Origin of the sequence: Streptomyces sp. NPDC051207, assembly GCF_040682395.1 — a bacterium.
Taxonomy (GTDB): Bacteria; Actinomycetota; Actinomycetes; order Streptomycetales; family Streptomycetaceae; genus Streptomyces.
Genome location: NZ_JBFBAX010000001.1, coordinates 150584 through 161724 on the forward strand (window position 1 = coordinate 150584; position 11141 = coordinate 161724).

The window sequence follows — 11141 nt, forward strand, 5'->3', positions numbered from 1 at the left end:
GCAACGCACGCAGCACGGAAGGGGCACGCCATGACCGACGCCCTCGAACGCGACGCGCTGTGGGAGGACTTCCACCGCGTGGTGAACATGACCTCGCAGGAACTCGCGGCCTGGCTGCGCGTCCGCTACGCGGGCGAGGAGACCGAGCCGCTGCCGGAGGAGCCGGGCTCGCCCACGGGGCAGCACGTGCTGGCGATCCTGCAGAAGCGGCGCATGGACCTCACCGAGGACGACATCCGCGTGATGCGGAAGGTCGTCGACACGGTCACCGCCGAGGCGGACCTGGAGAACGAGCCGGAGGCCGCCGACACCCACCTCAGGCACCGGCTGATGACCCTCGGCCACGATCCGCTCAAGCCCTGAGCGGTGAGCCGTGCGCCGTGACGAGCGGGTGGTGCGCGCACTCGTCGGCGCGCACGGGCAGACCTACGCCGAGGAGGCCGGCATCCGGCTGAGGGACACACCGCAGCCGCTGTACCGGCTGCTGGTGCTGGCCCACCTGCTCAGCGCGCGCATCCGCGGCTCGATCGCGGTCGCCACGGCACGGTCCCTGTACGAGGCGGGGCTGCGCGATCCTCACCGGATGGCGTCCGCCTCCTGGCAGGACCGCGTGGACGCGCTGGGCCGGGGCGGCTACCGGCGCTACGACGAGCGCACCGCCGCCCAGCTCGGCGCCGGTGCCGAGCTGCTGGGCGAACGCTGGGGCGGCGACCTGCGGCGGCTGCGGAAGGAGGCCGACGGTGAGGTCTGCGAACTGCGGCGGCTGCTGCGGGAGTTCCCCGGCGTGGGCCCGGCCGGCGCCGACATCTTCCTGCGCGAGGCGCAGCGTGTCTGGCCGGACATCGGGCCCTACCTGGACGGCAAGGCCCTCCAGGGCGCGGGCCGGCTCGGCCTGCCCAAGGACCCGGAACAACTGGTCGAACTGGCCGGGAGGACCGAACCGGCCGTGCTCGCCGCCGCGTTGGTGCGGGCGGCGCTGGACAAGGAGGTCGCCGAGGACTGCCTCCGCCACGCGGAATGACCAGGCCGGACTGCGCCGTCCGTCCGGATCGCGCCGTCCCGTGGCCCGGTGGCGTGCTCGCTGTGGCGTCCCGACACCGACTCCCCCGCCGCCGTACCGCAGTTCGGCGCGGTCGCCGTGAAGCCCTGGCCCCGCGACGCGCCGCGGCCCGCCGTGTGCGCCGCCCCTTCGACAGCCCGCCGGGCGGGGGTGAGCGGGGCCTGGCCGGCCACCTGTTCCGGAGCGGCTCTCCTGGAGCCGCACGCGCTGAAAGTATGATCAAGCAATGTCTGACATGACCGATACCACGCCCGGCTGGCTGTCCTCCGACGAGCTGGAGCTGACGCGCGCCCGCATGCCGATCCTCTACGTCGAGGCCGTCCCGGTGCGGGTCGACGACAGCGGCGAAGTCACCAGCGTCGGCCTGCTGCTGCGCATCGGGCCCGACGGCACGGTCAGCCGAACGCTGGTCTCCGGCCGGGTGCTGCACCACGAACGGGTCCGCGACGCGCTGCTGCGGCACCTGGAGAAGGACCTCGGCCCGGTGGCGCTGCCCCGCGTCCCGGCCTCGCTCCAGCCCTTCACCGTCGCCGAGTACTTCCCGACCCAGGGCGTCACGCCGTACCACGACCCGCGCCAGCACGCCGTGTCGCTCGCCTACGTGGTGCCGGTGACGGGTGACTGCCGGCCCCGGCAGGACGCGCTGGACCTGGTGTGGTTCAGCCCGCGGGAGGCGGTGTCCGCGGCCGTCCAGAGCGAGATGCCGGGCGGACACGGCGTCCTGCTGAAGCAGGCGCTGGCGCACGTCGGCTGCGAGGTCTGACGGTTCGGCCGGGCCGCGCCATGCGAAAAGGGTCTTCGCGGAATCTCTTCCGCGAAGACCCTTCGCCGTGTCGGGACGACAGGATTTGAACCTGCGACCCCTTGACCCCCAGTCAAGTGCGCTACCAAGCTGCGCCACGTCCCGTTGCCGTCTGACCTGGGGTTTCCCCCGGCCGAACAGGCAGGAAAACCATACCGCACTCGGGTCGGTGGTCGCGCACTCCTTTGTGCGAGCCGACACATTCCGGTCATCTCCGCCCGGTGCGGCCCACCACCCCGGCGGCACTTGACCTCAACTTTGCTTGAGGTTGCACGATCGTCGGCATGACGATCACCGAGGGACACGAGCGCACGTACACCTACCAGGACCTGTCCGCCCTCATGGGCCTGATGACGGGCGACGAGAAGCACGGCCCCGCCGCCACGTCCACGCTGGACGTGCTGTGGGTGCTCTACGACCGGGTGCTGCGCGTCGGCCCCGACCGCATGGCCGACCCGGCACGGGACCGGTTCCTGCTGTCGAAGGGCCACGGCCCCATGGCGTACTACGCGGTGCTGGCCGCCAAGGGCTTCTTCCCCGCCGACTGGCTGCGGAGCTTCGGCTCCTACGACTCCCCGCTGGGCCACCACCCGGACCGCACCCTCGTGCCCGGCGCCGAGATCGGCAGCGGATCGCTCGGCCACGGTCTGCCCATCGCCGTCGGCACGGCACTGGGGCTGCGCGCCCGGGGGCTCGACGAGCCCGCCGTGTGGGCGCTCATCGGGGACGCCGAGCTGGACGAGGGCAGCAACCACGAGGCGATCGCCTTCGCCGGGCCCACCGGACTGGACCGCCTGCACACCGTCGTGGTCGACAACTCCTCCGCCAGCCACGCCCGGCCCGGTGGGATCGCCGCCCGCTTCGAGACCGCCGGCTGGTCGGCGCTCACCGTCGACGGACGCGACCACGAGGCGCTGTACGCCGCGCTCACCGCGCCGCACCCGGGCCGCCCGCACGTGGTCGTGGCCCGAGTCGAGCCGAAGAACGCGTGACCCGCCCGCACGCCGCTGCCGACGCCCCCGCCCGTCCCGCCTTCCTGAGAGGAACTCACCCCATGGACACCATGCGTGACCGTTTCGCCCCCGTCGTGACGCGGCTCCTGGACGAGGATCCGCGAGTCGCCGTGGTGCTCGCCGAGATCGGCAGGGACGGCTTCGCCGAGGCCGAGCGCCGCCATCCCGACCGCGTGATCAACGTCGGCATCCGCGAGCAGCTCCTCGTCGGGGCCGGCGCAGGCCTGGCGCTGACCGGACTGCGGCCCGTCGTGCACACCTTCGCCAGTTTCCTCGTCGAGCGTCCCTTCGAGCAGGTCAAGCTGGACCTCGGGCACCAGGACGCGGGCGCCGTGCTGGTCAGCGCGGCGGCGTCCTTCGACTGGCCGGCCGGCGGCTACACGCACATGGCGCCCGGCGACGTGGCCCTGCTCGACACCCTGGACGGCTGGACCGTGCACGTGCCGGGGCATCCGGACGAGGCCGAGGCGCTGCTGCGGCACGCGGTCGCCGCCGGTGACGACAAGGTGTACGTCCGGCTGTCGGTGCAGTCGAACGCCGGCGGGCGCCCGGTGGACGGCGCGCGCTTCCTGACCGTCCGGGAGGGCGGCTCCGGCGTGGTGGTCGCCGTCGGGCCGGTGCTCGACGCCGTACTCGACGCCACGGAAGGGCTCGACGTCACCGTGCTGTACGCGACGACCGTCCGCCCCTTCGACGCGGCGGCGCTGCGCCGGGCCGCGCAGACGGCGGGCACGGACGTCGTCCTGGTCGAGCCGTACCTGGCGGGCACGTCCACGGCCGCCGCGAACGACGCGCTGTCCGACCTGCCGCACCGCGTGCTGGGCCTTGGCGTGGGCCGCCGCGAACTGCGCCGCTACGGCCGTGTCGAGGAGCACGTCGCCGCGCACGGCCTGGACGCGCGGTCCCTGCGGGAGCGCATCGGCGGCTTCCTCGGGCGCACCGGTGACCGGGCGGTGGCGGGCCGGGTCTGACCGGCGGCGCCAGGGTCAGCATTTCCCCGGGCAGGAGGCAAGGACGGTCACGGTCGTGGGAACCGCCCGCCTTCCCGCCCTCCCCCGCTCCCCGGCCTGATCCGCCGCGTACACCGCACGGCGTGCCGATGGCAGCCGGAGCCCCCTCCACTCCGGCTGCCACTCGTGCTCACGGATCATGCCACGCGCCACTGACAACGCACCCGGTCGTGGTCAGTCCCCCGCCGGGAGCCCCAGCCGCGGGTGGGCGTCGAGCAGCCGGGTGGGCGCGGCCTGCCGCCAGGAGTCGGCGAGGATGTCGCGCAGCTCGTCCTCGTCCTCGACGGCCGCGAGGCGGACCCGGACCCAAGCGAACTGTGTCTCGTGGTCCGCTGTCCAGAACTTGTCCGGTTCGGCCAGCACCAGTTCGTCGCGCTCCTCCTTGGGGCAGCGCACGGCCATGGAGGTCTCGTCCTCGGGGAGCGTGGCGAACATCTTCTGCGCGACCCGGAAGGTGGGCATGCCCCAGGCGATCTTCTCCGTCGTGTCCGGCAGGGACAGGGCGATTCGGCGTACGTCTTCGGCATCCTGCATGGCAGGCACCGTAGCGGCGGGCACTGACAATCGCCTGGTGGGAGCGGGCCCGGTCAGCCGGTGAGGGCTCCCAGGCGCTTGTAGTAGACCGTCGTGGGCCGCAGTTCGCCGCCGGGGTTCGCCGCGTAGTCGGGGATCGCGCCGAGCCGCGTCCAGCCGGCGCCGGTGTAGAGGCGTTCGGCGGGGCTGTCCGTCTCGGTGTCGAGGTGGAGCAGGGTGATGCCGGCCTCGGCGGCGGCCCGCTCGGCGGTGGTCAGCAGGGCGCGGCCGAGGCCCTTGCCGCGTGCGTGCCGGTGCACCATCAGCTTGACGAGTTCGGCGCGGTGTCTGCTGTTGGGCTTGTCGGGCAGGGCGAGGCTGACGGTGCCGGTCACGCGGTCCCCGTCGCGCGCCGCCCACACGGCGAGCTGCCCGGCGGCGACGGCGCCGGCGCGCTCCCGCCACCAGGCGGCGGCCTCCGCGTGGCCGAGCGGGGCGAGGAAGCCGACGGAGGCGCCGCCGTCCACAACGTCGGTGAGCAGGTCGGCCAGGTGCGGCAGCAGCTCCCGCAGTCCGGCCGCGTCGAGGCGGCTGATGTTCACGGCAGCACCACCGCCAGCGCGTACCGCACGTCCTCGGGGCCCGGGCAGCGGAAGCGGGTCGCGCCCCACACCCTCAGGCGCAGGCAGTCCCCGGGGGCGAGGTGGTGCTCGACGTCCTGCGCGGTCACCTCCAGCGTGCCGTCGAGGACCCAGATGTGCTGTTCGAGCCCGGGCACGGGCGGCCGGTCGTAGGCGATGTCGGCTCCGGCGGTGAGCCGGCCCTCGACGAGTTCGCCGCGCAGCCCGGCGTGCGGCGGGGACACCGAGCGCCGTACGAAGCCGCAGGCGGGGTCCTCCCACACCTGCTGCTCGGCCGCCCGCACCAGCTGTGCGGGCCCGTCCTCGACCTCGCTGAGGAGCTGGGACATGGTGCGGCCGTAGGCGGCGCACAGGCGGTTGAGGAGGGCGGCGGTGGGGCTGATCTCGGCGCGTTCGGCGCGGGACAGGGTGGACCGGCTCACGCCGCTGCGCTCGGCGACCTCGCCCAGGGACCAGCCGCGCTCGGCGCGCAGCTCCGCGAGGCGGGCGGCGAGCCGGGCGTCGACCGGGTCGGGGGTGGCGTCGCGGGCCGTGGCGGGGACCGCATCCTCCGTCTCGTTTCTCATATTCGGGAAGTTATCCCAGATATGAAACACCCGGGTTACGGAAGGCTCACGCCCGTGCCGCCGCCTCCAGCGCGTCGAGCACCGGCCGGATCAGCGGATGCCCCTCGGCGCCCCGCCGTACGGCCGCGAAGACGCGCCGGGTGGGCGCGACCCCGTCGACCGGCCGGACGACGACGCCCGTGAGGTCCATGCCGCGCAGCGCCGAGCGGGGCACCAGGGCCACCCCGGCGTCGGCCGCGGCGAGCGCCACGACCGCGCGGAAGTCGTCCGAGGAGTGCTCCAGGCGCGGCTGGAACCCGGCGTTCTCGCAGGCCAGGACCACCACGTCGTGACAGGGGTTGCCCGGGTACGGGCCGATCCAGGCGTCCTTGGCCAGCTCGGCCAGCGGTACCTCGGCGGCGTCGGCGAGCCGGTGCGCCACGGGCACGACCGCGTCGAACGGCTCGGCGTACAGCGGAACGTGGGTCAGCCGCGGGTCGTCGGCCGGGGGCGCGCCCCGGTACTCGACGGCCACGGCGATGTCGACCTGCCGGTCCAGCACCATCGGCAGGCTGGCGTCGCCCTCGGCGTCCTGGACGCGCAGCGCTATGCCGGGCGCGGTGGCGGCGAGGCGGGCCACGGCGGGCGCGACGACCTGCGCGATGCCGGTGGCGAAGGCGGCGACCGTGACCGTGCCGGCCGCGCCGGAGCTGTACGCGGCGAGTTCGGCCTCCGCGCGCTCCAGCTGCGCGAGGACGGCGTTGGTGTGACTGAGCAGGATCTCGCCGGCCGGGGTGAGCCGTACGCCCTTGGCGCCGCGTTCGACCAGGCGGTGGCCGGTCTCCTGCTCCAGTGCGGTCAGCTGCTGGGAGACGGCCGACGGGGTCAGGTACAGCGCGGCGGCAGCCGCCGTCACCGTGCGGTGGTCGGCCACCGCACGGAGGATGTGGAGCCGCCGCGCCTCGATCATGCCGGCGATTATCGCAAGTGTCCGGGCCGCTCAGCCCTCCAGCTCGGCGCGGGCCGCGACGAACGCGTCCACCGCGCGGTTCACGTCGTCCGTGGAGTGCGCCGCGGACAACTGGACGCGGATGCGGGCCTGGCCCTGCGGGACGACCGGGTAGGAGAAGCCGATCACGTACACGCCGCGCTCCAGCAGCAGCTCCGCCATGCGGCCGGCCTTCGCCGCGTCGCCGATCATGACGGGCGCGATGGCGTGGTCGCCGGGCAGGACGTCGAAGCCCGCCTCGGTCATCCGGCCGCGGAACAGGGCGGTGTTCTCGGCGAGCCGGACGCGCAGGTCGTCGGCCGACTCCAGCAGGTCGAGGACCTTCAGCGAGGCGGCGGCGATCACCGGGGCGAGCGTGTTGGAGAACAGGTACGGCCGGGAGCGCTGGCGCAGCAGGGCGACGATCTCGGCGCGGGCCGCGACGTAGCCGCCGGACGCGCCGCCGAGGGCCTTGCCGAGGGTGCCGGTGATGATGTCGACGCGGTCCATGACGCCGTGCAGCTCGGGGGTGCCGCGTCCGCCGGGGCCGACGAAGCCGACGGCGTGCGAGTCGTCGACCATGACCATCGCGTCGTAGCGGTCGGCGAGGTCGCAGATCTCGGCGAGGGGCGCCACGTAGCCGTCCATGGAGAAGACGCCGTCGGTGACGATCAGCCGGCGGCGCGCGTCGGAGGCGTCCTTCAACTGCCGTTCCAGGTCGGCGAGATCGCGGTTGGCGTAGCGGAAGCGGCGGGCCTTGGACAGGCGGATGCCGTCGATGATCGAGGCGTGGTTGAGGGCGTCGGAGATCACCGCGTCCTCGGGTCCGAGGAGGGTCTCGAAGACGCCGCCGTTGGCGTCGAAGCAGGAGGAGTACAGGATCGTGTCCTCCTGGCCGAGGAACGCCGAAAGGCGCGCCTCCAGCTCCTTGTGGACCTCCTGCGTGCCGCAGATGAAGCGGACGGAGGCCATGCCGTAGCCCCAGCGGTCCAGGGCCTCGTGGGCGGCGGCGATCACCTCGGGGTGGTCGGCGAGGCCGAGGTAGTTGTTGGCGCAGAAGTTGAGGACCTCGCCGGGCCGGCCGCCCGCGGTGACGTTGACGGTCGCGGACTGCGGGGTGCCGATGACCCGCTCCGGCTTGTGCAGTCCGGCGGCGCGGATCTCGTCGAGGGTGGCGCGCAGGTCGTCGCGCACGGAGTCGAACATGGCTGGCTCCTAGAAGGCAGAGGGCGTGGCGGTCGGGAGGTGGCTCACGCGGTCCAGTCGAGGATGACCTTGCCGCCGCGGCCGCTCGCCGCGTCGGCGAACGCCGCCTCGAAGTCGCGGTAGCCGTACCGGCCGGTGATCACGGGGGCGAGGTCGAGGCCGCCCTCCAGCAGGACGGTCATCGCGTACCACGTCTCGAACATCTCCCGGCCGTAGATGCCCTTGATCGTGATCATGGAGGTGACGATCCGGGACCAGTCGACGGGGAACTCCTCGGCGGGCAGGCCGAGCATGGCGATCCGGCCGCCGTGCGTCATGTTGGCGATCATGTCGCGCAGCGCCTCGGGGCGGCCGGACATCTCCAGGCCGATGTCGAAGCCCTCCCGCAGGCCCAGTTCGCGCTGGCCGTCGGCGATGGACGCCCGGGCCACGTTGAGCGCGAGGCTGACTCCTATTTTGCGGGCCAGTTCCAGCCGGTCCTCGCTGACGTCGGTGACGACGACGTTGCGCGCGCCCGCGTGCCGGGCCACGGCGGCGGCCATCAGGCCGATCGGGCCGGCGCCGGTGATCAGCACGTCCTCGCCGACCAGCGGGAAGGACAGGGCGGTGTGCACGGCGTTGCCGAACGGGTCGAAGATCGCGGCGACGTCGAGGTCGACGGGCACGCGGTGCACCCAGACGTTGGCGGCGGGCAGCGCGACGTACTCGGCGAACGCGCCGTCGCGGCCCACGCCGAGCCCGACCGTGGCCCGGCACAGGTGGCGGCGCCCGGCCAGGCAGTTGCGGCACTTGCCGCACACCAGGTGGCCCTCGCCGCTGACCAGGTCCCCGGCCGTGATGTCGGTGACGTCCCGGCCGGTTTCCACGACCTCGCCGACGAACTCGTGCCCGACCACGAGCGGGGTGCGGATGGCCTGCCGCGCCCAGCCGTCCCAGGACCGGATGTGCAGGTCGGTTCCGCAGATGCCGGTGCGCAGCACCTTGATGAGCACGTCACCGGGTCCGACAGCGGGCTCGGGGACGTCCGTCAGCCAGAGCCCGGGCTCCGCCTTCTCCTTGACCAGTGCCTTCAACGCTACGGCTCCTGTGGGTGAGGTCCCGGCCCGCGGGCATGGCGAAGCGGCCCGTGGCCGGGGAAGAAGAGTGGAATCGCCCAGCAATCTGCCGTATGACACCGGTCCGGGTCCATCGAGGATTTCTTAACCGCCGCCTCAGCTTTCCTTCACGCCGGGCGACACGGCACGGGGGCGGGCCCGCGGTCGGCGGTCGCGGCGGTCGGCGGTCTCACAGCGGCAGCCCGCCCTCGGCGCCCCGCTCCAGCCGTACGACGAGCTCGCCGGCCGCCCGCTTGATGGTCTCCAGGCCCGAGCGGCCCCACGCCCGGGGCGTCACGTCGGCGACGCTGACCGTGCCGAGCGCCGTGCCCGTGGAGTCGATGAGAGGGGCGCCGAGATAGGAGTGGATGCCGTACTCGTCGACGATGGCGTTGCCCGCGAAGCGGGGGAAGTCCCGCACGTCCTCCAGCACCAGCGCCTTGCGCCGCGCCAGCACGTGCGGGCAGAACCCGTGGTCGCGGGGCAGCCTGCGGCCCACCTCGGGCCGGGCGCCGCCGGCCGGGCCGGGCGGCGGCGCGGGCGGCAGGTGCAGCCCGGCGTAGAACTGCCCGGTGGTGTCGGGCAGGTTGACCATGGCGTACGGCGTCCCGGTGTGCTCGGCGAGACGGTCGGCGAACACGTCCAGGGCGGGTTCCGGGCGCGTGCCCAGACCCAGTCGCCGCAGCCGTTCAGCGCGGGCGGGTGCCTCCTTGTCCTCGGGGGTGAGCAGCAGCCGACCTGCCGGGCGCGGCGGGTCGTAGCTCATGTCCGGGCTCCGTCGCGGGGGACGTTCGTCATGGCTGGGCTCCGTGGCGGGTGCGGGGCGGGTTCACGTGTGGGCTCCGTGGCCGGTGGCGGGCTCCGGGGCGTGGGCGATGAGGTGGCGGACGAGGGTCAGCAGGGTCTGGACCCCGGAGCTGGAGATGCGGGCGTCGCAGCGCACGACGGGGATCTCCGGCGGGAGGTCGATGGCGGCGCGCACCTCCTCGGGGTCGTAACGGAAGCCGCCGTCGAACTCGTTGACGGCGACGATGAAGGCGAGGCCGCGCTGCTCGAAGAAGTCGACGGCGGCGAAGCAGTCCTCCAGGCGGCGGGTGTCGGCGAGGACCACCGCGCCGAGCGCGCCCTCGCACAGCTCGTCCCACATGAACCAGAAGCGTTCCTGGCCGGGCGTGCCGAACAGGTACAGCACGTGGCGCGTGTCGAGGGTGATGCGGCCGAAGTCCATGGCCACGGTCGTCTCGACCTTGTTCTCGATGCCCTCCAGGTCGTCGGTGGCGGCGCTGACGGTGGTGAGCAGTTCCTCCGTGCTGAGCGGCGCGATCTCGCTGACCGCGCCCACGAAGGTCGTCTTGCCCACGCCGAACCCGCCCGCCACGAGGATCTTGAGCGCGGTCGGGAAGGGATCGGTGCCGTCGTCGTGGCTCTGGTGGTCACAGCTGTCGTCGTAGTCCATCGAGCACTGCCTCCAGAAGGGCCCGGTCCGTGGGGTGGTGGGAGAACACGGGTGGTTTGGTGGTGAGCGCGCCGCAGTCGAGCAGGTCGGCCAGCAGCACCTTGGTGACGGCCGCGGGCAGCCTGAGATGGGCGGCGACCTCGGCGACCGGGACGGGCGCGCGGCACAGGGCGAGTGCCTGCGCGTGCTCCGGGCCGAGACAGCCGAGGGGGGTGACCCCGGTGGCCATCACGTGTGACAGCAGGTCGAGTGCGACGCTGGGCCGGGTGCGGCCGTTGCTGATCGTGAAAGGGCGTACCAGCCGTCCGGCCGCGTCGTCCAGCCACGGCCCGTCGCCGGCCGCCGCCACGCTCAAGACCTCAGCGCCGGGGATTCGACGGGCTGCTGCCGGGGGGCTGTCGTGAGGTAGGGGCGCACGCTCTTGACGAGCATCGCCATCTCGTAGCCGAGCACGGCGGCGTCGGCCTCGCGGCCGGCGAGCACGGCGAGACAGGTGCCGGAACCGGCGGTGGTGACGAACAGCAGTGTCGAGGCGAGTTCGACGACGACCTGCCGTACGTCGCCGCCGTCGCCGAAGCGGACTCCGGCGCTGCGGCCCAGGGAGTACAGGCCGGACGCCAGGGCGGCCATGTGGTCGGCGCTGTCGGCGTCGAGGCCGTGCACGGACTTCACGAGGCCGTCGCAGGACAGCAGTACCGCGCTGGTCGTGTGCGGGACGCGCTGCACGAGGCCGCTCATCAGCCAGTCGAGGTCGGACACCTGGCCGGTCGGCGCATCGCTCGCCATGGTGGATCGTCTCCTTGGGGTACGAGG

General features: G+C 73.4%; 15 protein-coding genes and 1 tRNA gene. 5 read left to right on the forward strand and 11 right to left on the reverse strand.

Annotation, left to right across the window (positions count from 1 at the left end; all coding sequences use genetic code 11):
• Window positions 1–30 precede the first annotated feature (30 nt).
• From AB0M97_RS00685 to AB0M97_RS00695, 3 genes are all read left to right on the forward strand, one after another.
• Window positions 31–363 carry a DUF3140 domain-containing protein gene (locus AB0M97_RS00685; RefSeq protein ID WP_365958477.1) on the forward strand — a complete coding sequence of 111 codons (333 nt, stop codon included), beginning with the start codon at window positions 31–33 and terminating at the stop codon, window positions 361–363.
• Between the two features lie 10 nt (window positions 364–373).
• A complete protein-coding gene (locus tag AB0M97_RS00690) occupies window positions 374–1021 on the forward strand; it encodes an endonuclease (protein ID WP_365958478.1) in 648 nt (215 codons plus the stop codon).
• Between the two features lie 265 nt (window positions 1022–1286).
• Window positions 1287–1823: an NUDIX hydrolase family protein gene (locus AB0M97_RS00695; RefSeq protein ID WP_365958479.1), complete on the forward strand. Its 537-nt coding sequence runs from the start codon at window positions 1287–1289 to the stop codon at window positions 1821–1823.
• Window positions 1824–1893: 70 nt separating this feature from the next.
• Here the strand turns inward: AB0M97_RS00695 and AB0M97_RS00700 are convergent.
• Window positions 1894–1967, reverse strand: a tRNA-Pro gene (locus tag AB0M97_RS00700).
• A gap of 179 nt (window positions 1968–2146) precedes the next feature.
• Between AB0M97_RS00700 and AB0M97_RS00705 the strand changes: the two genes are divergently transcribed.
• Window positions 2147–2854, forward strand: coding sequence for a transketolase (locus AB0M97_RS00705; RefSeq protein ID WP_365958481.1), 708 nt, complete (start codon window positions 2147–2149; stop codon window positions 2852–2854).
• A 62-nt stretch (window positions 2855–2916) separates the two neighbouring features.
• Window positions 2917–3846, forward strand: a complete 930-nt coding sequence (locus AB0M97_RS00710; RefSeq protein WP_365958482.1) for a transketolase — start codon at window positions 2917–2919, stop codon at window positions 3844–3846.
• A 213-nt stretch (window positions 3847–4059) separates the two neighbouring features.
• Here AB0M97_RS00710 and AB0M97_RS00715 read toward each other — a convergent pair whose 3' ends face one another.
• The 10 genes from AB0M97_RS00715 to AB0M97_RS00760 form a co-directional block, all read right to left on the reverse strand.
• Complete coding sequence (locus tag AB0M97_RS00715; RefSeq protein ID WP_365958483.1) at window positions 4060–4419, reverse strand: MmcQ/YjbR family DNA-binding protein; 360 nt, start codon at window positions 4417–4419, stop codon at window positions 4060–4062.
• Window positions 4420–4472: 53 nt separating this feature from the next.
• Window positions 4473–5000: a GNAT family N-acetyltransferase gene (locus AB0M97_RS00720; protein ID WP_365958484.1), complete on the reverse strand. Its 528-nt coding sequence runs from the start codon at window positions 4998–5000 to the stop codon at window positions 4473–4475.
• Entirely contained in the window at window positions 4997–5605 is a 609-nt protein-coding gene (locus AB0M97_RS00725) for an XRE family transcriptional regulator (protein WP_365958485.1), read from the reverse strand. The genes AB0M97_RS00720 and AB0M97_RS00725 overlap by 4 nt, the downstream gene beginning before the upstream one ends.
• 46 nt (window positions 5606–5651) lie before the next feature.
• Complete coding sequence (locus tag AB0M97_RS00730) at window positions 5652–6554, reverse strand: LysR substrate-binding domain-containing protein (RefSeq protein ID WP_365958486.1); 903 nt, start codon at window positions 6552–6554, stop codon at window positions 5652–5654.
• A 30-nt stretch (window positions 6555–6584) separates the two neighbouring features.
• Entirely contained in the window at window positions 6585–7778 is a 1194-nt protein-coding gene (locus AB0M97_RS00735; protein WP_365958487.1) for a glycine C-acetyltransferase, read from the reverse strand.
• Between the two features lie 44 nt (window positions 7779–7822).
• The gene (gene tdh / locus AB0M97_RS00740) at window positions 7823–8851 is read right to left on the reverse strand and encodes an L-threonine 3-dehydrogenase (RefSeq protein ID WP_365958488.1); all 1029 of its coding nucleotides are present in this window, start codon (window positions 8849–8851) and stop codon (window positions 7823–7825) included.
• Window positions 8852–9062: 211 nt separating this feature from the next.
• Window positions 9063–9638 carry a GAF domain-containing protein gene (locus AB0M97_RS00745; protein WP_365958489.1) on the reverse strand — a complete coding sequence of 192 codons (576 nt, stop codon included), beginning with the start codon at window positions 9636–9638 and terminating at the stop codon, window positions 9063–9065.
• Between the two features lie 63 nt (window positions 9639–9701).
• Window positions 9702–10328 carry an ATP/GTP-binding protein gene (locus AB0M97_RS00750; RefSeq protein WP_365958490.1) on the reverse strand — a complete coding sequence of 209 codons (627 nt, stop codon included), beginning with the start codon at window positions 10326–10328 and terminating at the stop codon, window positions 9702–9704.
• Window positions 10306–10677, reverse strand: coding sequence for a DUF742 domain-containing protein (locus AB0M97_RS00755; protein WP_365958491.1), 372 nt, complete (start codon window positions 10675–10677; stop codon window positions 10306–10308). Before AB0M97_RS00755 ends, AB0M97_RS00750 begins: the two co-directional genes overlap by 23 nt.
• 2 nt (window positions 10678–10679) lie before the next feature.
• Window positions 10680–11114, reverse strand: a complete 435-nt coding sequence (locus AB0M97_RS00760) for a roadblock/LC7 domain-containing protein (protein WP_365958492.1) — start codon at window positions 11112–11114, stop codon at window positions 10680–10682.
• Window positions 11115–11141 lie beyond the last annotated feature (27 nt).